At 52.3% G+C, this 19,672-nt stretch carries 23 protein-coding genes and 4 pseudogenes; 14 read left to right on the top strand and 13 right to left on the bottom strand.

Annotated features, from left to right (window positions below; translation table 11 throughout):
- Positions 1-80: 80 nt before the first annotated feature.
- Together OMP38_RS33130 and OMP38_RS33125 are read right to left on the bottom strand one after the other, a co-directional pair.
- The gene (locus tag OMP38_RS33130; protein ID WP_277568834.1) at positions 81-383 is read right to left on the bottom strand and encodes a Dabb family protein; all 303 of its coding nucleotides are present in this window, start codon (positions 381-383) and stop codon (positions 81-83) included.
- A gap of 23 nt (positions 384-406) precedes the next feature.
- A pseudogene (locus OMP38_RS33125) lies at positions 407-977 on the bottom strand (NADPH-dependent FMN reductase).
- Between the two features lie 195 nt (positions 978-1,172).
- Here OMP38_RS33125 and OMP38_RS33120 point away from each other — a divergent pair.
- Positions 1,173-2,021: a helix-turn-helix transcriptional regulator gene (locus OMP38_RS33120; RefSeq protein WP_277568833.1), complete on the top strand. Its 849-nt coding sequence runs from the start codon at positions 1,173-1,175 to the stop codon at positions 2,019-2,021.
- A 112-nt stretch (positions 2,022-2,133) separates the two neighbouring features.
- On the opposite strand, the gene OMP38_RS33115 is transcribed toward OMP38_RS33120, so the two are convergent.
- Complete coding sequence (locus OMP38_RS33115; RefSeq protein ID WP_277568832.1) at positions 2,134-2,724, bottom strand: TetR/AcrR family transcriptional regulator; 591 nt, start codon at positions 2,722-2,724, stop codon at positions 2,134-2,136.
- Between the two features lie 195 nt (positions 2,725-2,919).
- Between OMP38_RS33115 and OMP38_RS33110 the strand changes: the two genes are divergently transcribed.
- From OMP38_RS33110 to OMP38_RS33085, 6 genes are all read left to right on the top strand, one after another.
- Positions 2,920-3,648 (top strand): NmrA family NAD(P)-binding protein, encoded by a 729-nt coding sequence (locus OMP38_RS33110; RefSeq protein WP_277568831.1) that lies wholly within the window; start codon positions 2,920-2,922, stop codon positions 3,646-3,648.
- 290 nt (positions 3,649-3,938) lie between these two features.
- Positions 3,939-4,325, top strand: a complete 387-nt coding sequence (locus OMP38_RS33105; RefSeq protein ID WP_277568830.1) for a MerR family transcriptional regulator — start codon at positions 3,939-3,941, stop codon at positions 4,323-4,325.
- 60 nt (positions 4,326-4,385) lie between these two features.
- Positions 4,386-4,751: an NAD(P)-binding domain-containing protein gene (locus tag OMP38_RS33100; protein WP_277568829.1), complete on the top strand. Its 366-nt coding sequence runs from the start codon at positions 4,386-4,388 to the stop codon at positions 4,749-4,751.
- A 157-nt stretch (positions 4,752-4,908) separates the two neighbouring features.
- Positions 4,909-5,916 (top strand): NADP-dependent oxidoreductase, encoded by a 1,008-nt coding sequence (locus OMP38_RS33095; RefSeq protein WP_277568828.1) that lies wholly within the window; start codon positions 4,909-4,911, stop codon positions 5,914-5,916.
- A 368-nt stretch (positions 5,917-6,284) separates the two neighbouring features.
- Positions 6,285-6,998 (top strand): hypothetical protein, encoded by a 714-nt coding sequence (locus OMP38_RS33090; protein WP_277568827.1) that lies wholly within the window; start codon positions 6,285-6,287, stop codon positions 6,996-6,998.
- Positions 6,898-8,943, top strand: coding sequence for a winged helix-turn-helix domain-containing protein (locus tag OMP38_RS33085; RefSeq protein WP_277568826.1), 2,046 nt, complete (start codon positions 6,898-6,900; stop codon positions 8,941-8,943). The genes OMP38_RS33090 and OMP38_RS33085 overlap by 101 nt, the downstream gene beginning before the upstream one ends.
- Before the next feature lie 10 nt (positions 8,944-8,953).
- On the opposite strand, the gene OMP38_RS33080 is transcribed toward OMP38_RS33085, so the two are convergent.
- The 7 genes from OMP38_RS33080 to OMP38_RS33055 all read right to left on the bottom strand — a co-directional run bounded on the left by OMP38_RS33080 (position 8,954) and on the right by OMP38_RS33055 (position 12,371).
- The gene (locus OMP38_RS33080; RefSeq protein WP_277568825.1) at positions 8,954-9,376 is read right to left on the bottom strand and encodes a tetratricopeptide repeat protein; all 423 of its coding nucleotides are present in this window, start codon (positions 9,374-9,376) and stop codon (positions 8,954-8,956) included.
- 112 nt (positions 9,377-9,488) lie between these two features.
- A complete protein-coding gene (locus tag OMP38_RS33075) occupies positions 9,489-9,761 on the bottom strand; it encodes a nitroreductase family protein (RefSeq protein WP_420869791.1) in 273 nt (90 codons plus the stop codon).
- Positions 9,762-9,981: 220 nt separating this feature from the next.
- Complete coding sequence (locus OMP38_RS33070; RefSeq protein WP_277568824.1) at positions 9,982-10,413, bottom strand: MerR family transcriptional regulator; 432 nt, start codon at positions 10,411-10,413, stop codon at positions 9,982-9,984.
- 23 nt (positions 10,414-10,436) lie between these two features.
- Positions 10,437-11,006, bottom strand: coding sequence for an SDR family NAD(P)-dependent oxidoreductase (locus OMP38_RS33065; protein ID WP_338130730.1), 570 nt, complete (start codon positions 11,004-11,006; stop codon positions 10,437-10,439).
- A complete protein-coding gene (locus OMP38_RS35375; protein WP_338130729.1) occupies positions 10,960-11,166 on the bottom strand; it encodes an SDR family NAD(P)-dependent oxidoreductase in 207 nt (68 codons plus the stop codon). Before OMP38_RS35375 ends, OMP38_RS33065 begins: the two co-directional genes overlap by 47 nt.
- Before the next feature lie 226 nt (positions 11,167-11,392).
- On the bottom strand, positions 11,393-11,869 hold the full coding sequence (locus OMP38_RS33060) for a GyrI-like domain-containing protein (RefSeq protein WP_277568823.1): 477 nt from the start codon (positions 11,867-11,869) through the stop codon (positions 11,393-11,395).
- Between the two features lie 16 nt (positions 11,870-11,885).
- Positions 11,886-12,371, bottom strand: coding sequence for a hypothetical protein (locus OMP38_RS33055; protein ID WP_277568822.1), 486 nt, complete (start codon positions 12,369-12,371; stop codon positions 11,886-11,888).
- A 125-nt stretch (positions 12,372-12,496) separates the two neighbouring features.
- Here OMP38_RS33055 and OMP38_RS33050 point away from each other — a divergent pair.
- Together OMP38_RS33050 and OMP38_RS33045 are read left to right on the top strand one after the other, a co-directional pair.
- A pseudogene (locus tag OMP38_RS33050) lies at positions 12,497-12,616 on the top strand (HTH domain-containing protein); the annotation flags it as partial.
- 165 nt (positions 12,617-12,781) lie between these two features.
- The gene (locus OMP38_RS33045) at positions 12,782-13,498 is read left to right on the top strand and encodes a WYL domain-containing protein (protein WP_277569041.1); all 717 of its coding nucleotides are present in this window, start codon (positions 12,782-12,784) and stop codon (positions 13,496-13,498) included.
- A gap of 115 nt (positions 13,499-13,613) precedes the next feature.
- On the opposite strand, the gene OMP38_RS33040 is transcribed toward OMP38_RS33045, so the two are convergent.
- On the bottom strand, positions 13,614-13,808 hold the full coding sequence (locus OMP38_RS33040) for a DUF2524 domain-containing protein (RefSeq protein ID WP_277568821.1): 195 nt from the start codon (positions 13,806-13,808) through the stop codon (positions 13,614-13,616).
- 167 nt (positions 13,809-13,975) lie between these two features.
- Between OMP38_RS33040 and OMP38_RS36520 the strand changes: the two are divergent.
- The 4 genes and pseudogenes from OMP38_RS36520 to OMP38_RS33025 form a co-directional block, all read left to right on the top strand.
- A pseudogene (locus tag OMP38_RS36520) lies at positions 13,976-14,647 on the top strand (DNRLRE domain-containing protein); the annotation flags it as partial.
- A gap of 673 nt (positions 14,648-15,320) precedes the next feature.
- Positions 15,321-15,434 (top strand): annotated as a pseudogene (locus OMP38_RS36515) (hypothetical protein); the annotation flags it as partial.
- 297 nt (positions 15,435-15,731) lie between these two features.
- Entirely contained in the window at positions 15,732-16,565 is an 834-nt protein-coding gene (locus OMP38_RS33030; protein ID WP_277568819.1) for a hypothetical protein, read from the top strand.
- A gap of 85 nt (positions 16,566-16,650) precedes the next feature.
- Positions 16,651-17,334, top strand: coding sequence for an S-layer homology domain-containing protein (locus OMP38_RS33025; RefSeq protein WP_277568818.1), 684 nt, complete (start codon positions 16,651-16,653; stop codon positions 17,332-17,334).
- A 128-nt stretch (positions 17,335-17,462) separates the two neighbouring features.
- On the opposite strand, the gene OMP38_RS33020 is transcribed toward OMP38_RS33025, so the two are convergent.
- Both OMP38_RS33020 and OMP38_RS33015 read right to left on the bottom strand, forming a co-directional pair.
- Positions 17,463-18,401, bottom strand: coding sequence for an NADP-dependent oxidoreductase (locus OMP38_RS33020; protein WP_277568817.1), 939 nt, complete (start codon positions 18,399-18,401; stop codon positions 17,463-17,465).
- Positions 18,402-18,428: 27 nt separating this feature from the next.
- Positions 18,429-18,908, bottom strand: coding sequence for a MarR family winged helix-turn-helix transcriptional regulator (locus OMP38_RS33015; RefSeq protein ID WP_277568816.1), 480 nt, complete (start codon positions 18,906-18,908; stop codon positions 18,429-18,431).
- Positions 18,909-19,081: 173 nt separating this feature from the next.
- On the opposite strand from OMP38_RS33015, the gene OMP38_RS33010 reads away from it, so the two are divergent.
- Positions 19,082-19,648, top strand: coding sequence for a TetR/AcrR family transcriptional regulator (locus OMP38_RS33010; RefSeq protein ID WP_277568815.1), 567 nt, complete (start codon positions 19,082-19,084; stop codon positions 19,646-19,648).
- Positions 19,649-19,672: the final 24 nt, after the last annotated feature.

Here is a 19,672-nt window from a genome sequence, read left to right as displayed (position 1 = left end):
TGTCAGAACGAGCATTTTTGAAAAACAAATAGCCCTAAAGCGATTTAACCGCTTTAGGGGCTAACACGAAGGGGGGAACTTTAAGCAAAAGGGTAATCCATAACGACGATTCCTTCGACAAACGGGCCTATGGATTGTAATAAACTTTGATGCAGGGGATGCTGAATATAATCCCGGCAAGCCTGTTGATCCTCAAAAGTGACACGGATCCCCAGCGTAAAACCCTGCATATGCGCGATCTCCTCCGTGACGTTAATCCCTACGCTAAGATCCGCGATCCCCGGAATTTGGCCTTTAAAGTCATGCGCGCGCTTTACCGCACTTTCTTTTAATTCAATAGAAACATCGGGCTTGAATTTCAACAGCACGATATGCTCGAACATCTTACTCCCTCCAAGGTTCCTGATTAGGTTTGACTCTGAAGCTGCTTCAATTGGGAAAGTTCGTTCATCCATCTCACGAAATGGTCGGCTACGAGATCAAGGTATTTCATGGTAGGTTCATCGTTCAGCTCGCCCTGTTCGTTAAACTTCTCATGGACAAGGCCGATGTACGCCTCATTTCCAGGCAACAGCGGCGAGGAGATGCCGGATGCAAACAGAATGTCGCGCAGATGGCCCTGTGCCTTTACCGACCCCAACAATCCCATGGAAGATCCTACGATCCATGAGGGCTTCCCAATCATGACTCGGTCGACGCGGGATAACCAGTCAATGGCATTCGCCATGACGCCGGGAATGGTCGAATTATATTCCGGAGTGACCCATAACACTGCGTCGGCAGCAGCGACGTTGCCCTTAAAATCGATAACCGACTGCGGCGGAGCAGACTCCATATCCTGATCGTAAAAAAGGGAGATCCCGTATGTTCATCACATCCAACTGAAAAAGATGCCGATAGCGGTTTTGAATATAGCGAGCTAACTTCAAGTTGTACGATTCTTTGCGAATGCTTCCGACAATGGCAGCTACTTTCATTTTCGTCACCTCAATGAGATTGGTCTGAATGGAGGTTGAACAGGCGGGGCCGGCCATCGCTGTCTATCCATTCTTGCTATTCCTCCTAAGGAGGACATAGACTAATGTATAGGAGCCTGACTAGGCTAGGGAGAGATCCGGTTATCGTAGGATTGGAAATCCCACGTACAGGTATAGATCGGAGGCATGGAGATCATGGGGAACAGTTTGGACCGTTATGCGGAATTGTCCCGTTTTTTGCGTTCGCGTCGCGAACGAATAACCCCAAGGCAAGCAGGATTGCCCGAATCCGGACGCAGACGTACGCCCGGACTTCGCCGCAGCGAGGTGGCTCTGCTGGCAGACGTAGGATTAGATTGGTACACCTACTTGGAACAAGGACGTCATATCAACGTATCCGCCGAAGTTCTTGATCGAATAGCCGAAGTGATTCGGTTAGATGAATCGGAACGCAGGCATCTCTACCATCTGGCCCGCAAGCAATTTCCCTTGGTCGATACGAAGCAATCCGCTAAGGTAACGCCAGAGCTTCAACGTTTTTTAGATAGCCAAAACCTGTCCCCGGCGAATGCCATGGATGCACGCATGAACATCCTGGCCTGGAATGAAGCCTACTGCGCATTGAACGGAGATCTCGCGGGTATGTCGGATAGGGAGCGGAATTTGGTCTGGATGACGTTTACTTCTCCCCGTTTCCGCTATGTTAAGGGAGATCAATGGGAACTGCATGCACGACGGATCGTCGCTAATTTCCATGCCGGGTATGCGCGTCACGGCGACGACCCTTGGTGGTCCGAGCAGTTTGAGACGCTGTCCCGGGCTAGCGGGGAGTTTCGAGCGTTTTGGCACTCCCATGAGGTTCTCGATGCTATTGATGCTCCCAAGACGCTGCATTGTCCGAATCTCGGGAAATTGAACTTTGATCTTGTATCGTTTCAGTATTTGAACGATTCTAATATGACCGTGTCCATCCATGTTCCCCATCAAGACGGCACGGTGGAAAAAATGCAGCGGCTGTTAATCGATTATCGGAGCCGGCATTAAGAGCCGCATGAATCTTCTCAAAAGAGACGGATATCGCCTCAACGCGTGAGAATCGCACCTGAAGCGGGTCCCTCAATGCGGATGGTTCTCCATATAGGCGCTGCCTCCTCTATTAACTTGTACAAGTTCTTGAATATGCCAAATTCGCCATGATGATCTCCATGACGTCTCTAACCATCGCTTCCTCCGGGCGGTCTTGCGTGTTCCGACTCCATTGCAAAGCCGGTCCGAACAAACCCCAGCTGACGACAAGAGCCGTGTTTTCCAATTTTTCTTGCGTATGGCCCTGAACGGGTGTTTCTTTTATCCAGTTGAGCAGGATACGATACAATTCCTTTTGCATGGCGGTTTCAAACATCGGCTCAAACTGCTTGTCACCCGGCGTGATGTACTGTCGGAACTGCTTAAGAAAGTGAAAAACGACCTGCACAAGGACGCTCAGATTGTCCGGACTGAAGACGGAGTCTTCCGGAAGCCTTCTAGTGATAATGGTTTGAAACTTGTCCGTCATCCAGGCCTCCAGAAAATCAAATTTATCTTGGAAATGAGCATAAAACGTAGAACGATTGACGGCTGCCCGTGTCGTGATATCGTGGACGGAAACCGAATAGATGTTTCTCTTCTCTCCGAGCAGATCATGAAAGGCTTGCATAAAAAGCTGACGGGTTCTTTTGACGCGGGGGTCGTTAGGATTTATCGGCATGGAGACCACGCTTTCTTATTGGAATCACAAATCGGACAATAGGACGGTTATGTTGGGAACTCGACAAAACCGAGGTTTTGCTGGTTGTTGGCCGTGCGCATTCCATCTATCTTTTAGTTATACAACATATGTTTACACAAGACTGTATGGTAAACAATCCTTAGTTGGGCTAAAAGAAAGGATGGCGTGCGAACATTGATCATCGTTACGGGAGCAAACGGGAATTTAGGAAGCGCGGTTGTCGAGGAACTGCTGAAGCGCGTGCCGGGAGAACAGATCGGCGTGAGCGTGAGGGACGTGGACAAGGCGCAGGAGCTGGAGAAACGTAGTGTGCGTGTTCGTCACGGCGATTTTGATCACGAAGAAAGCTTGCTTCATGCCTTTGAAGGCGCGTCGCAGGTTCTCCTTGTTTCATCAGGTGTTTTGGGAGAGGCGGGCGTACGTCAGCATATGGCTGCGATTAACGCCGCCAAGAAAGCCGGTGCCGAACGGATACTCTACACCAGTCACATGGCTTCTTCCTCGACTTCGCTTTTTCCGCCTATGCTTAATCACGCCAGGACAGAGGAGCTGCTTAAGGAATCGGGCATGCCCTTCACCTCGCTGCGCAACGGTTTTTATGCCTCATCCTTGGTGTGGTTACTTGGCGGAGCCCTTCAATCGGGAGAGTTGATCCTGCCGGAAGACGGACCGGTTGCTTGGACAACGCACTCGGACTTAGCCGAAGCCACGGCGACCATTCTTACTCAGCGGAGATGGGACGGCTTGTCTCCCAATCTGACGGCCTCCGAAGCGTTTGATATGGAAGAGATCGCAGCGATGGCTTCGGACATCACCGGCAGGCCGATCCGCCGGATGGTCGTGTCGGACGAAGAGCATCGAAAACATTTGATCGCTCGAGGCTTCCCCCGAAGCCCGTCTTAACATTACGATGGGTTTGTTCCAGGCGAGCCGGAACGGCGAATTTAAGCAGACGAGCACCGCATTGGCCGATTTGATTGGCAGATCGCCAGTGAAAATAAGCGAAGTGTTAAAAGGAGTCATTAGGAATCAAAACGCTTGAATTGCTTGTATGAAAACCCTTTCCAATAAATTCAGGGCACCCGTATAGAAGGTGCCCTTTTTAGTTCTGTGCATTTACATTTTCCAATTCAAATGCTATTATGCAAACGTGACGTTAACGTCATATTACATCTTGGAAGGAGTGATCCATCATGAACCGCATGCGAATTGGCGATTTGACGGAACGAGCCGGGGTAACCCAGCGCACGGTTCGCTATTACGAGAGCATCGGATTGCTTCCTTCAGGCGAGCGCGAAGGCAATGGCCATCATTACTATACGGAAGAAACGGTTGCTCGTCTGCGTAAGATCGATCAGTTGAAGAAGCTTGGCTTAAGTCTGGAGGAAATTCAGGACGTAATCCAGCTTTACTTTACGGATACGAGCGGGGTGCTGCCGAAGCGGAAAGTCCTCGGCATACTGCGCCAGCATCTGTCCGACACGGACCAGAAGCTTGAAGCGCTTGGGCAGTTCCGCAGCGATTTGCAGTCGCATATAGATCGTTTCGAGCGATGGCTCGAGGACAATGAAGGCGAATAATTTTTTTTGCTCTAAACATGACGTTAACGTAACGATTAGTATCCTAAGGAGGTTAAATTCATGAGGGAAAGCATTGGATTCATCGGACTCGGACTGCTCGGACTGCCAGTCGCCGCCAATCTGCTCCAAGCAGGATATGCGTTGACCGTATACAACCGCACCCCAGAAAAAGCGGAACCGCGTGTAGCCCAAGGTGCGCTGCAGGCGGTCCGGCCAGCTGACGCCGTGACAACCGGCGGCATCGTCGTCACCTTGGTTTGGGACGATGAAGCAATGGAAGACGTCGTCAAAAGCGAAGATTTCCTAGAACGCCTGGGCATAGGCGGTATTCATGTATCGATGAGTACGGTGTCGCCGGATACGGGCAGGAAGTTGGCGGATCTGCACGCGCGGCACGGACGCATTGCTGGCCAGCACTGGTATTAATTGAATGAGTCTGCCCGTCCGGTCATCAATATAGGAATGTCAAAGGCAAACAACCTTCGCCTGGTGCTTGGGAATAACTTCTGACAGCAACGGGAATCAATATTGCGGAGATTTCGGATCATTGCACGAATTCGAAGAAAGGAGTGGTCGAAGAGCTATGATGAACCGCAAGATCCTGCTGCGCTCCCGTCCTCAAGACTGGCCGACCGAGGAGACGTTCGAATTCAAAGAGGAACCGGTGCCGCAGCCGGGGGAGGGGCAGGTACTCGTCCGCTCCATCTATTTATCCGTTGACCCATACATGCGGGGAAGAATGAGCGCGGCCAAATCGTATACCGAGCCCTACCGGATCGGGGAGGTCATCGAAGGCGGCGTCGTGGGAGAAGTCGTCGAGTCCCGCTCAGACAAGCTCAAGCCGGGCGACAAGGTGCTGGGCTTGCTCGGCTGGCAGCTATACGGCGTCGCGGATGCGGACAAGCTCCGTAAGCTCGACGAGCAGGCGGCGCCCCTCTCGGCGTATCTTGGCGTTATCGGCATGACGGGGCTGACCGCATACTTTGGCTTGATGGATATCGGCAAGCCGAAGGCAGGAGAGACCGTGGTCGTATCGGGCGCGGCCGGAGCCGTCGGCTCTATCGTCGGCCAGATCGCCAAGATCCAGGGCGCAAGAGTCGTGGGCATCGCCGGCTCCGACGACAAGACGGCCTGGTTGACCGAGGAGCTGGGCTTCGACGCCGCGATTAATTACAAGACGACGACTAATATGCAAGAAGCCTTGGCGCGGGCGTGTCCGCAAGGCGTGGATGTCTACTTCGACAACGTCGGAGGCGAGATCTCGGACGCGGTCATCAGCCAGATTAACGACTATGCGCGCATCGCGCTGTGCGGAGCGATCTCGGCCTACAACTATTCATCGGACGAGGCGGACGTAGGGCCGCGCGTATTCATCAAATTGATCAAGACCCGGTCGCTGATGAAGGGCTTCGTGCTCGCCGAATATATGGACCGTCTGCCGGAAGGCGCCCGGAAGCTTGGCGAGTGGCTGTCGGCGGGCAAGCTCAAGTATGAAGAGACCATCATCGAAGGCTTCGATCGCGTGCCCGAGGCGTTCTTGGAGCTGTTCAAGGGATCGAATATCGGGAAGATGCTCGTTAAGGTCGGGTAAGAGCATGGCATTCAGGATGTTCTTCGGACGCTGCGCGAAGCGGCAGCCCGAAGGACTTTTTCTGATGGAAGCGTGATGGCTCGCACAAATAAGTGTCGTGGCGCATATTGCACGTCTTCGATCGTTCCGAGCGTCGTCCCGCCCCCCCCTCCTCCAAGCGGCGAAATGTCTGCATGAACTGCTCCTTCGTAATCGAGACGGTCTGTCCGATCTTAACGCTTTGTTCTCCATCTTCGATCATGAAGTTCTTAGGCTATAAAGGGACTTGTAGACACACCCGCAGCGCAGCGCCAGGCATGCAGGGTTATGTCTGTTTTTGTCGAAATAGAAATCATTAGAAATCGATTGCCGTCGCGGAGGGTTCCCGGTTGATTGTGAAGACGAAGCTATATATTCCCCATGTACGCAACGCTTTAGTGCCGCGGCCGCGGTTGATGCGCCAACTCGACGAAGGACTCGGCGCCAAGCTGACGTTGATCTCCGCACCGGCCGGCTATGGGAAGACGACAGCGCTCGGCGAATGGGCCAGACAATGCGGGATCCCGGTGGCTTGGTTATCGCTAGATAAGCAGGATGATGAATGGATTCCGTTCTGGAGCTGCGTCACGGCTTCGATCGGGGAGAGGATCCCCGGCTTCGCGCAGACGGTCTGGCCGCTGCTGGAGAAGGGGCCGTCGGCGACTTCCGTGTCCCTGGAATCCGCCATATCGGCCATGCTGAACGAGCTGAATCGACGATCCGGCGAACTCGCGATCGTCCTTGACGATTATCATGTCATCGAACTTCCCGCTATTCAGAAGTCGTTAAGTTACTTGCTGGAGCATTTGCCCCCCTCACATCCATATTTATATCGCGAGTCGAACCGACTTGACGTTGCCTACCGGCAGACTTCTGGCCTTAGGAGAAATGCGGCGAATCTCGGTGAGGGATTTGCGGTTTTATCCGGAAGAGGGGCTGGCCTTCTTCCGGGATACGACGGGCTTGTCGCTGTCCAGAGAGCAAGCAGCGGAGCTGTACAATCAGACGGAAGGCTGGATCAGCGGACTGCAGCTAGCGGCGATCACGCTGAAGAGCAGCGATAATATCGCGGAATCGATCCGGCAATTCAGCGGTCATCAGCATCATATTTTCGATTACCTGCTAGAGGAGGTATTCCGTCGCCTGTCGGATGAGATGCGCGCTTTTTTGCTTCGGACGTCTATTTTAAGCCGCATGAACCATTCCCTATGCCAAGCTGTTACGGGCCAATCGAACGGTCAGCAGCAGCTGGAAAAGCTGGAGCAATGGAATTTGTTCATTAGCCCGCTGGACGAACACAGGAGCTGGTATCGTTATCATCCTTTGCTGTCCGAGTTTTTGCAGCAGCTGTATGCCCGGACCGCTCCCGATGAGTGGGCGCATGCGCATATCCAGGCAGCCGCCTGGCTGGAGTCTCACGGCTTCGAGGAGGAGGCGGCTGAGCATTACTTGGCAGGGCGACAGTATGAGGATGTCGTTCGGGTGATCGAGAACAATCTTCAAGCTTTTCTTCATAAGAAGTTTACGACGCTAAGCCGATGGATCTTGCAGCTGCCGGAGCGCTTCGTATCGAAGAGGCCCATGGTCGAGATGTTCTATCTTCTCTTTCTGATCGGCATACGGCAATGGGATCGAGCCTCCGCCAAGATTGAGCAAGCCAAAATCCGCTATGAAGCGCTGCAAGAGAGCATGGACGAAGCGGAATGGAACAACGTCATGGGCAATATCTGCTTTTTATGCGCGACCTCGAGCTATTTCCAAAAGGACTTGGAACGAGTATCGGAATACTTCGAGCAGGTGGACCGATATACGCCAGAGGGCAGTTTCTTTCAAACGATCGGGGACAACCGGTATAGCGGTTACGAAGAATTCGAGGATCATTTGTCGTTTATCAACGATTATCGCGGGGCTGCCGCGTTTCTGCTGAAATGGACGACTCGATGGGAGCACCGAAAAGCGCATCCGTTTGCCGGACGACTCTATGCTTCTTACAGCAAGCTGTTGTATGAATGGAACCGGCTGGAAGAAGCCGAGCGTTGCATGAACCAGGTTATTCGCGCTTATGGCGCGGCGACCAATACGCGGAGTCTGATGCAGATATATATTAGCGCTTCGCGGATTCAACAATCGCTGGGCCATTCGGCAAGGGCCGCAGAACTGCTGGAGCGGTTGAAGGTACGAATCGAATCTCCCGATTATGAGCTCTTCCTGCGGAAAATAGAAGCGGAGCAAGCTTGCTTGGCCGTGCGGCAAGGCGCCCTGCATGCTGCTGCCGAGTGGCTGGAGCGGTGCGGGATGGACGCGGCAGACGAGGTATCGCTGAATGGCGTGGCGGAGTACGTGGCTCTGGCCAGGGTACTCGCCGCATGCGGACGTACGGAAGAAGCATTGTCTTTATCGGAAAGACTGCATTGGTTGTTCTGGAAAGAGGATCGTCTCCGGGATCGAATCAAAATCGTCATCCTGCAAAGCGTGACGCTGTATCGCACCGGCCGTACGCAGGAGGCGATGGGTCTGCTGGAGACCGCATTGCGCTTGGCGGAACCGGAAGGATTCATTCGCAGCTTCGTGGATGAAGGCCAGGAGATGGCGGAGATGCTGTCGGCTTATTTGAGAACGTATCAAGACGGTCCTTCGAGGCCAGTTCCTGCGGTCGTATTGGCGTATGCCGACAGCTTGCTTCAGGCGCTGAATCTGAATATGTCGCAAGCGATATTGGAACTACCGATTCAAGCGGAGGAACGCGCTTTAAAGGTGCCTCCGGTCGAATCTACGGTCGAATGGCTGACGAATCGCGAGATGGAGATTGTCCGTCTTATGGCCGAAGGGATGTCCAACAAGCAGATCGCGTCGCATCTGGAGATTACGGAAGGAACCGTGAAGAGCCATGCCGTCAATATCTACGGCAAGTTGGGCGTCCATACGAGAGTGCAGGCGATTAGGCAAGCAAGAGAGCAACACAATAAAGCGGCTGCGCTGATGGTCTCGAGCCATGACTGTAGTCGCTGAGGGAGGATTTTCAAATCTCTATTTTAGTCTCCAAAAAATCAAGATACTTGGGATCGTCTTCCATAAAAATCTCCATACCGGCGCCCATATAAGCCCGGGTTAACTCGTCGGCTGCCTTTTCAAAGTTTTCCTGTTCGTAATATAACTGTCCCAGCCGGAGATGAATATACGGATTGCCCAACCCCTTCGGACACTGTACGGCATTAAAAAAGCACTTGAAGGCCTTATCGTAATTTTTCATACGATAGTGGACATCCCCGACAGCTACGTATATCCAGGTAGCGGCCTCCCATTCTCGATGATTTTCAGGCAATAAGCGGAGGGCGGCCAAATATTTTTGCTTGGCGGCCTCCAGATCGCCTGTCTTCACTAAGTCATCGCCTTGTTCACATAAAGCCCTGATTGCGGAATAAGTGGAATCTGGGAGCTGCAACGCGATCCCTCCTTTTAGGACAGACTACCCATTTTTTTAATCCTATTCATAGACTTCCCGCAGGGAAGATTCGGATGGGGCCGAATCTTCCCTGTTTAAGGGGGAAAAAAGTTCACATTAGCGCCAAAAAGGTAATTTTATCGCTATGCAAGCGCACGGATTCGTGGCCTTCCTCTTTGGCTTTTCCAATGGATAGGATCATGACCGGAACATACCTGTGGTTGTCCAACCCAAAGGCGCTGACAACCTGATCGCGATCAAAGCCTGCCATCGGATTGGTATCATACCCATGCGCACGGGCTACCAGCATCAGCTGCATAGCAAATAAACTCGCATCGATTTTAGCAATTTCGATCTTTAATTCTCTAGGGATTTGCGGATACATGCCCAGGATTTGTACAACCAGACGAAAACCAGCATACTGGCGGGCTCCGCATTAATTTCCACGTAACGCTCCCGTGTTCTGCCTCCCCCGCACGCATCCGTATCTTCAAGATCGCCACGAGCACGATCGCAATCGCGACTCCAACCATCCCAACCCATGTAACCGACGACAGGGACACCTGATCGAGCATTATATCGACATTTTACGATATGTCAATTCCTTATCCGTTCGATTTATGGGTAGGCGTACAGCCCGTATCGTTAAGATCCGGATCCTGGATGATTTCATGATAGTGATCTAATTTATACTCGATGATCTTCTGGACCTCCAGCAATCTAGAGATTTCCTGTTGGATCTTTTGCTTATGAAGTTCGAGTATGGACATTTTTTCGGGAATGGCATCGTTACCGTGGCTTGAGAGCTCCCGATATCGCTTCATTTCTTCTATCGTCATTCCTGTGGCTTTGAGTCTGGTTAAAAACAAGATACCCTGTACCTGTTCTCTACTATAGACTCGATGTCCATTTTGTTTTCGATCCGCATAAGGCAACAAACCGATTTTTTCGTAATATCGGATCGTATCTTTCGTTAAACCGGTTAAGTACGCCGCTTGTTCGATGGATGTTATCATCTCGGGGATGTCATCCTCCATGCGATCATCTCCTTGTTCTTTGCTTACCACGGAACTTCGCCATTTTCGTCGAAGAAACCTCCTGTCGGTCCGTCTTCGGGAAGCGTCGCAAGGCGTACTACAATTCCGGCCGCTTGCTCGACGGAGCGATAACCGGTATGACGATTGAGATCGGTGGCCGTATAACCAGGATCGGCAGCATTGATCTTAAGGGAAGTATTCTTGAATTCTTTGGCGAGCATAACGGTTAAAGCATTAACGGCTGTCTTGGAGCTATTATAGGCGAGCAAATTAAAACGGGACCATTCCGAATTGGGATCGCTATTTATAGTTAGCGAACCCAGGCCGCTCGAAAGGTTGACGATCCGGCCGTTGGGCCGTTCTCTCAGTAAGGGAAGCATGGTTCTCGTCACTGCGAACATGCCGAAGAAATTCGTCTCAAAGGTTTCCTTCAATATAGAGGGCTCCAGTTGGCTGGGGGAGACGCCGCCGTCCTTGGATATTCCAGCATTGTTGATCAGGACGTCCAGCGATCCGAATTCCTCCTCAATGTGCTTGAACGCAGCATCAAGCGTCCGTTGGTTGGTGACGTCCAGGGGGGAGATGTCGGGCATTCACAGCCGCTTTAATTAAACGAGCTGCCGCTTCTCCCCCTTTCTCGTCGTCTCGCGTACCAAGCAGGATCGTAAAGCCCATGACTCCCAATTGCCTTGCCGTTTCGTAACCGATGCCTTTGTTCGCTCCCGTAATTAAGACTGTCTTTACGCGCTCCATATTGAACCCTCTTTTCACATTAGCATGGATGGGTCTTCTTAACACAACCGATTCTATAACTTGGAGTATACTCCAAGTCAACTCATCCGCAGATTAACCCACAGAGAGAGGGCCAATCCAATAGGATGGCCCTGAATCCGGATATAAGGTTTGTTCCGATTACCCGCTGCGCATATTCCGCAAATTTAAAGTCCGCAATCCGGCCTTTTTCGGTACGATGACCCTCTTATTTCTTAACCACAGGAACCCAAAATTCGCCGTAAAACGTGCCGTCGCCATTTTCTTTACGGTAAGTGGCATTCGGACCGCCGATGTAAGCATAGTCCGTGACTTGCGACAAGACCTCGCCAAAAGCGCGGTAAGTCAGCTGATCGAACAAAGCTTCCTTGTCGCCGGTGCCTGCGACCACGATGTACTCGCTCTCCGGAAACTCGATGATGCGCGTTGCGTCACCTACCGATTTGCTAGCTTCTACCGCGAAATAATTCCACGGTCTGCCTTGATAAACCTCGTTGACCGACCATTCGCGATCATCCTTTGCAGCCGCCTTAAGCTTGTCGAAACGCCCGTCGGCCTTCAGCCCGCCCCAAAACGCCGCTTTTTCTTTTTGCATAGCCGGCGCGTCTTGGAAATGGGATTGCATCGAAAAACCATAAGCGGTCAATGTAAACGACGCTTTGTGTTCGACGGAGTAACTTTCCATTAGAGCGCTCCTTTGTTTAAGATTTGTCTCCTGCTTTTTTCGCGCGAAGCCACATTTCGCCGTAAAATTTGCCGTCTTCAGCTGCTTTGACGAATGTGGAGTTGCCGGGACCCACGTATTTGTAGTCCGTAATTTCTTGGAGCAGGCCGCCGAATACTTTGCCTGTTATTTCGTCGGCAAGGCGGTCTTTGTCGGCGCCTGTGCCAGGCACCACGAGGTATTCCCCGGCGAGGAAGTCGAGGACGATCGCGTCTTCCACGTTGTATTCACCCATCACGCCGAAGCCGCGCCAAGCCTTGCCGCCGATGACGTAGTTGATTTGATATTCCTGCCCGTCAGCGAGCGCGAGAAGCTCGGCAAGCTTGCCGTTTTCAGTGATTTCCGTTTTTTTCGCTGCCGTTTTTGCCGCATTGCCTGCCCAGTCGTTGTAGTCTTCCAGTAAAACGCCGAAAGCAGTCATTTTGTAGTTCTCCGAGACGGTTTGGATGGAGTAGCTAGACATTTTTATTCTCTCCTTTGGGATGATTCTTTACAAGACTGATATTAGTCGCTAAATGTATCAAAAAAACGATACCCTTTTTGTTGGATGCCAAAAAAAGCTTGCTGCATTTCTGATACAATCAAATCATGAAAAAGACCGAACGAGTGAACCTGATCATGCGCTTCATCAATAATCGCGCGCATTTTACGATTGCGGAGATTCAGCGGGAGTTCAAGATATCCCGCGCGACGGCGATCCGCGACATTAACGAGATTCAGGCGATGGGGTTCCCGCTGACGTCCGAGCTTGGGCGCGGGGGTGGCTACAATGTCCTGCAAAATCAGTATCTGTCCGCCGTCCGTTTCACGCCGGAGGAACTCAAAGCGATATTTATCAGCTTCATCGCTTCGAAAAATTCGCAGCTGCCTTATTTGCAAAATCGCCGCTCGATCACTGAAAAACTCATCGGCATCGCGTCGCAAGCCCAGCACGACGAGCTGATCGAGCTGAATCATATCTTGCTTTTTGAAAATACGAATCCTGCGAATCCGAATCTACTGGAACTCGATGATGCGGCGCCTGCGGAGTTGAACCAGCTGATCTCGCTTGCCGTGCGGGATAAGCACTTGCGCTTGACGTATGAGCCGAGTCCTGGCTGGCCTCAGTTGATGGACGTTTATTTGATTCATATTTTTAACTCAAACGCGCATTGGCTGGTCGAGGTTTATGATTTTGATACGGATGCGTTTCGGTATTTGCCTGTCGAGATGCTGCGGGATTCGGCCATCTCCGTGCTGAAGATGAAGCGGTCCGAGCAAGAGATTTTAAGCAAAAAACGGATTGACGCGCGCGAGTCCAATCTGGTTGTAAAGGTTGATTGGACTGGGATTCAGCGCTTTAAGCGCATGCACCCGCCGGGGATCATTTTGTCCTTTACGGGGATGTTCCAATCGAGCGGGATTTTCAACGTTCAACTCGACGTGACCGATGCCGAGTCGCTGGCGTATTATGCGGATTGGCTTTTGTTCTTGGGGAAAGGGGTCGAGTTTGAACGGATTCCCGATGAGCTGCGCTTGATTTTGGAAGCACGGTTGAAGGGAAGTGCCGATGCGTTAGCAAAACACATGCCAGGCGTTAAGCCCGAGTAAACGGGCTGGTTCGGCGATTGCAGGCCTAGCAGCGGCAAGACATGGCGGCAAACGAAAAACGCCTCTTCTCCAGGAACGGAGAAGAGGCCGTTCACGTTAACGAGAAGCAGGCAGCTTACGTGAGGGACGAAGGGTTGAAGTCGCATTTGTTCAGGATGAAGTTGATCTGGTTCTCGAGCCGGTTGATGACGGCCTGCGACTCCGGATCCTCCGCGCCGCGTCCCCGCAGTTCGGCGAGCTCCTGCTTCAGTTGATGCAGATCGTCCCCTGCGTTCGAGCAGTCGTAGTTGCTTTCGAGATTGTCGAGCATGTGGTTTCCGAATCCCCCTTCGCCAAGCGAGTGTCCCCTCTATTATGGAAGATATCGGGAAACTTATGCATCGAGGTCATGCACGTCGGCTTTGGCGCGACGGTGACGAGAGAGGCAACGATAACCGTCGAGAAATGTCGAATTGTTTGGCAAATGTTTAGAGGTCGATGCTATTCTTTTCTAATGCAGCCTATGATTCCATTGCAGAAGGAGAGAATACTTTGAAAGCGCGATCGATGTTCCGTTTGTTGTCTAGAATTAAGCTTCAAATGTTGCTGGCTATCGTTCTGGCGGTTCCGTCCATCGCGATGGCCGGTACGGCGAACGCCGAGCCGGATGCCACGGGCACTTTTGCCGGCAAGCTGCTGGCAAACTGCGAGTACAGATATTCCGGGGACAGTTCAAACTCAACGGTTTATTGTCCGGATACGGTATCCATTGGCTCAAATGCTGGACAATCGTTTACAGGCATGCTCAAGTTTGATCTAAGCGGTTTTAGCGGAACGGTGCTTGAGGCTGACCTGGAACTGTTCGTGACCAATAATTACGCCAACGACGAAGGCAGTCCCGAGTTGACCATCTATAAGTACAACGGCAGTTGGACGGCACCCGGTACGACACCAGCGACGGATGCATTGCCTGCATTTTACGGCGGAATGCACTCCCGGACATTTAATGTAACGGGCAAGGACGGCGAATGGGTAAAATTCAATATTGCCCCGCTGGTGCGCGACAGTATCGCCAAAGGAGAAAACGAACTCGTTCTCGCATTGGCGGGTTCCTGGGCGGATGAAGGGATGCGATTCTTCCACTATCTTTCATTTAACACGCTCGTGCCCAAGCTGAATATTGCCTACACGACATCGCCTATCCAACTGCCGAGTCCGCATACGCGCATTGCGGCTGGGGACGGATTTACGCTGTCTCTTCAGGATGACGGTACGGTCAAAGCCTATGGTTGGATAAAGGGCAGCAAGATCGAAGTACCTGACAACTTGACCGAAGTACAGGCGGTTTACGCATCCAACGACTGCGGCTATGCGATTAGGGCAGGCGGTATCGTTGAGGCCTTAGGCGACGGCTGTGCAGTTCCAGTCGAAGTCCCGAACGGCAATGTCGTCGGGCTCGTGCTCGACGGGAACGCTCCTGCGGTCCTGAAGAATGACGGGACGATGATCAGTTGGGGATCTGGACAGTACAAGATGCCGGTGGAATGGGAGAAAATTCATGCGCCCTTCAAATCCGTCTCGGGCGGGTATAACCATGCGGCAACGCTGACTTGGGATAACGACGTCGTCAGCTGGGGCTCCGCATCGATGGGGGCAACAGACGTGCCTGAAGATCTTCCTGAAACGACGGCCATCGCTTCCGGGGTTAATCACACGGTGGCACTGTTGAAGGACGGGACAGTCAGACTGTGGGGTTACTACGGCGTTGAACGGCCGCCGGCAGGCTTGTCGAATGTCGGAGCGATCTATGCGAACGATAACTACTCCGTAGCGGTGCTGAAAGATAGCGGGGGAAGTTGTCGTATGGGGCGACGGCGGACGGCTGCAACCGCCGGCTGGGCTTCGCGACGTCGTAGCCGTCGCGGCGGGAAGGACCCATATTGTCGCGCTGAAGTCGGACGGTACCTTGGTCGGCTGGGGGAACAATCGACACGGCGAAACGGTCAACCCGGCACCGCCCGTCGGAGGATTGTCGTGGTCGCCCGGCAGCGAGATCGGCACGACGAAGGCGACGATCGCGGACGAGAATCTGCACGACGAACACTACGGCGATCTGACTCTCAAATATCGGATCGGCGCTGCGGGCAGCGTCAGACAGCCTTATGTCGGCGAAGATCCAGCCGCTTACGGCTTCGACACGGAGCTTCAGTCAGGAGACGAGCTGGCCGTCTCTCCGGGGCAGCATATTTATGTCGTGGCGGAGTACGAAGAGGAAGGCGAAGATGGGATCGATAAGAAAATCGCCTACTGGTCGGATGCCGACCCCGTTGTGGCAGGAGCGCCGCCTGCAGCGCCAAGCGTGAGCGCCGATGACGCGGCCAACACGATCATAGGCCTCACGACAGCGATGGAGTACCGAATCGACGGCGGCGCTTATGTGAGATACGACGGAACGAATGCGCCGGATCTCTCGGGCACGCATACGATCAAAGTCAGAGTAGCGGCAGATCCGGCAACGGGGACGCCCGCCGGAGCGGACACGACGCTGAGCTTTACGTCGCCATCAACGCCTGTACCTTCAATGTCCACGCCATCGCCCCAGGATCGTGGAGTCGATGTACTCGTCAACGGCAAGGTGGAAAGCATAGGCGCTGCCACCACGTCAACGAGATTGAATCAGACAGTCACGACCGTAATCGTAGACGAGCATAAGCTGGAACAAAAGCTTGCGGCAGAAGGTCAAAAGTCCGTTGTGACCATCCCGGTTAATACGAAGTTTGACGTCGTAATCGGAGAGCTTAGCGGCCGAATGATCCAAAGCATGGAACAGAAGCAAGCCGTTATTGAAATCAAGACCGATAAAGCGACCTATACGATTCCGGCACAACAAATCAATATGGGCTCCATCTCCAAACAACTTGGAAACACAATAGCACTGCAGGATATTAACGTCCAAATCGAAATAGCAGCTCCAAATGAGAATACCGTAAAATTAACGGAGAGTTCGGCGCAGAAAGGCAACTTTTCCATTGTTGTCCCATCTATAGACTTCATGATCAGAGCTTCCTCGGGAGATAAAAAAGATTGAGGTTGCCAACTTTGAAGCCTATGTACAGAGAACGATAGCGATCCCGGACGGCGTAGATCCGAATAAAATTACAACGGGTATTGTCGTGGAGCCGGATGGCTCGGTTCGCCATGTACCTACCCAAATCGTCGTGATTGAGAACCAATATTTTGCAAAGGTGAATAGCTTAACGAATAGCACCTATTCCCTTGTTTATCACCCGGTAACGTTCGTCGACGTCGATCGGCATTGGGCAAAGGTAGCGGTAAACGACATGGGTTCAAGAATGGTCATTAACGGAATTGGCAATGATTTATTCAATCCCGACCAATCGATTACGCGGGCAGAGTTTGCAGCCATTATGGTTCGCGGATTAGGCCTGAAATCAACTGGCGGCGACACTTCATTTAGCGATGTGAAAACGACGGATTGGTTCAGCGGGGCTATTCAAACCTTATATCAGTACAAGCTAATGGATGGATTTGAAGATGGAACCTTTAGACCGACGGATAACATTACTCGTGAACAGGCCATGAAGATGATAGCTCAAGCGATGGTATTAACCGATCTGAAATCCAAGCTCTTCGCTGAAGAATCGGCAGCAGAACTTAAACCATTCACAGATGGAAATACAGTTGCAGAGTGGGCTAAGACCAGTGTTGCCGATGTGATTCAGGCGGGAATCATTACAGGTAGAAGTCCTACAACCTTGGCGCCAAAAGCTAATATTTCAAGAGCGGAAGTAGCGGTTATTATCCGAAAACTGCTTCAACAATCAGGATTGATCTGACCGCGCAACGTGAACAGAAGGAAAGAAGCCTACTACGGTAAGGCTTCTTCTTCTTGTTGTTCGTCCCTATTGTTTTGGCCGACATAAAAACAACACGCGGTGCGCTGTGCACGCGTGTTGTTTAGCTATCAGACGGCGCTGACGTTGAGCAGGATTCTGCCCCGTCCCCGGCGCGCTTCGCTTTTCTCCAGCGCTTGATCCGCTTGATCGAAGGGGAATACGGAGTCGACTTCTGCTGTGATCGTACCTTCGGCGATCAGTCCCGTTAAAATCTCCAGGTCCTCGCGGCTCGTGAATTTGGTATTGAATTTAGCCGTGACGCCGTGCTTCTGCGCGTCCTCTTGGGAGGGATCCTGCGTCAGAGAGACGAAAATCCCTCCTTTTCTTAGAACGGCCCAGGACCGCGTCTCCGTCTCGCCGCCGACGGAGTCGACGACCAGGTCTACCTCCTTGGCGACGTCTTCGAAGTTCGTCGTGGTATAATCGATGACTTGATCCGCGCCGAGCGACTTCACGAAGTCCAGGTTAGCGGCGGAAGCCGTGGCGAGCACGGTCGCTCCCTTCCACTTGGCCAGCTGAACGGCAAACTGTCCGACGCCGCCCGCCGCCGCGTGCACGAGAACGGTTTGGCCGGCTTGAAGTTCGCCTTCCGTGAACAGTGCTTTCCAGGCGGCTTCGGCGCCTGCTTTAATCGTTGCCGCATCCTTGAGGGCGAGGTTATCAGGCACTTTTACCAGCTCCGGGACTTTAGCGACTCCGTATTCGGCATAGGCCCCTCTGATAGTGCCGAATACGCGATCGCCGGGCGCGAGCTCCGTTACGCTCGGTCCTACCTCTTCGACAACGCCGGAGGCGTAGAAGCCCGGGATGTAGGGCAGCGTTACGGGGAACACGCGCTGCAGCCAGCCGTTACGAATTTTAAAGTCAAGCGGAATGATCGCAGCATACACGATGCGTACGAGCACTTCATCCGCTTCAGGCTGAGGGCGCTCCACCGTTCCTACCTTTAATACGTTCGGGCCGCCGTATTCATGAACCTGTACCGCTTGCATCGTCTTTTTAGACATTTTAATCTCTCCTCTGATTTTGTTGGTTTAAATTCCGTTTAATCTTCCAGCGCAACGACGATTTTTTTTGGCCAAAGCCACGAATTGTACTTTTTCTTCCTCATTTAGATTTTCTATGGTCATCTCTTCCATGCGGCTCCAGGCCTGCGTGACGCCGGATTCCATATCGCGCCCGGCCTGGGTGAGCGATACGAGGGTGACGCGCTTGTCTTCTTCGGAGCGGCTGCAGGCGACGAGCCCCGCATCTTCCAACCGGCGAACGGACTTGGCGATGGTCGAGTGATCCAGGCGCAGCGCTCTCGTGAGGCTGCTCTGCGGCTGGCTGTCCTGCTGCCATAGCTGCATTAGCACCAGCTCCTGCCCGGGATACAGTCCTGCTTCCCGCAGCAACTGTCCCGCTACGCGATGATGGGAACGAGCCAAGCTGAAGATCGAGAAGCTTACGGGAAATTCGGCGACTTCCATGATTTCTGGCTCAGTGGCTTCATTGTTGTTGCTGTTCTTCAATCTTGCCTCTCCTCCATTTATGTGGTCGTCAACATATTTCTTATCCTTAAGATAGCACGCATTTATGTGGTCGTCAACATAAATTACGAATCGACCTCTCGCCTATATCTTGTTCGTGTTTTGCTTCTTTATTTGATACACTGTTGAGCATGATGACCAGGGGAGGACGAGCCATGGGGAGAAAACAGTTGTATGCCGAATCGGAGCTGCTGGACGTAACCAAGAGATTGGTACTGAACCATGGTTATGATGGATTTCATCTCAAAATGTTGTCTCAGCACCTTCCCGGCGCCCGAAGCACGATTTACCAATACTATGCCAACAAAGAAGAAATTGTCGCTGCCTGCATGAAGCGGGTCATTTCGAATGTTTACGAGAAAGTGTCCGCCGTTGATGAAACGGATCCCATGAGCGCTCTTCAAGAAGTACTGACGATATACGTGGAAGAGTCCAAGCTTCACCAGCTTCTGGGGGACGCCAATAAAATCAACACGAACAACTCGGAAGCTGCGGCTCGCGACCTCGCGTTTATAGAGAAAGTTCACGCGGATCTCAAAGTGCAGCTTACGCGTCTGATCGGACGCGCGCAGCAGGAAGGAAAACTTAGAAAAGAAGTGCCTCTTCCCGTGCTGGTCGGCACGTTCTTCAATCTGTTCAACACGCCCAATATGCTGAACGCTCCTGCATTACAATGGAGTCAAATGCTGTTCGATATGTGGGTGGGAGGATCTGGCCAATAAGATTATTTGACACACGTGTCAAAA

The sequence above is a fragment of the Cohnella ginsengisoli genome (assembly GCF_029525555.1).
Classification (GTDB): Bacteria; Bacillota; Bacilli; order Paenibacillales; family Paenibacillaceae; genus Cohnella; species Cohnella ginsengisoli.
This window is presented reverse-complemented; position numbering and strand designations above follow the sequence as displayed.

What these genes read in the sequence shown, in the direction of transcription:
- OMP38_RS33040 (WP_277568821.1), bottom strand. Translation starts at nt 13,808, where the DNA reads ATGCTCGACAATCTCGAAAGCAACTACGACTGCTCGAACGCAGGGGAC.
- OMP38_RS33060 (WP_277568823.1), bottom strand. Translation starts at nt 11,869, where the DNA reads ATGGAAAGTTACTCCGTCGAACACAAAGCGTCGTTTACATTGACCGCT.
- OMP38_RS33105 (WP_277568830.1), top strand. Translation starts at nt 3,939, where the DNA reads ATGAACCGCATGCGAATTGGCGATTTGACGGAACGAGCCGGGGTAACC.
- OMP38_RS33010 (WP_277568815.1), top strand. Translation starts at nt 19,082, where the DNA reads ATGGGGAGAAAACAGTTGTATGCCGAATCGGAGCTGCTGGACGTAACC.
- OMP38_RS33075 (WP_420869791.1), bottom strand. Translation starts at nt 9,761, where the DNA reads ATGTATCCGCAAATCCCTAGAGAATTAAAGATCGAAATTGCTAAAATC.
- OMP38_RS33070 (WP_277568824.1), bottom strand. Translation starts at nt 10,413, where the DNA reads ATGGAGGATGACATCCCCGAGATGATAACATCCATCGAACAAGCGGCG.
- OMP38_RS33115 (WP_277568832.1), bottom strand. Translation starts at nt 2,724, where the DNA reads ATGCCGATAAATCCTAACGACCCCCGCGTCAAAAGAACCCGTCAGCTT.
- OMP38_RS33065 (WP_338130730.1), bottom strand. Translation starts at nt 11,006, where the DNA reads ATGCCCGACATCTCCCCCCTGGACGTCACCAACCAACGGACGCTTGAT.
- OMP38_RS33095 (WP_277568828.1), top strand. Translation starts at nt 4,909, where the DNA reads ATGATGAACCGCAAGATCCTGCTGCGCTCCCGTCCTCAAGACTGGCCG.
- OMP38_RS35375 (WP_338130729.1), bottom strand. Translation starts at nt 11,166, where the DNA reads ATGGAGCGCGTAAAGACAGTCTTAATTACGGGAGCGAACAAAGGCATC.
- OMP38_RS33120 (WP_277568833.1), top strand. Translation starts at nt 1,173, where the DNA reads ATGGGGAACAGTTTGGACCGTTATGCGGAATTGTCCCGTTTTTTGCGT.
- OMP38_RS33020 (WP_277568817.1), bottom strand. Translation starts at nt 18,401, where the DNA reads ATGTCTAAAAAGACGATGCAAGCGGTACAGGTTCATGAATACGGCGGC.
- OMP38_RS33100 (WP_277568829.1), top strand. Translation starts at nt 4,386, where the DNA reads ATGAGGGAAAGCATTGGATTCATCGGACTCGGACTGCTCGGACTGCCA.
- OMP38_RS33130 (WP_277568834.1), bottom strand. Translation starts at nt 383, where the DNA reads ATGTTCGAGCATATCGTGCTGTTGAAATTCAAGCCCGATGTTTCTATT.
- OMP38_RS33055 (WP_277568822.1), bottom strand. Translation starts at nt 12,371, where the DNA reads ATGTCTAGCTACTCCATCCAAACCGTCTCGGAGAACTACAAAATGACT.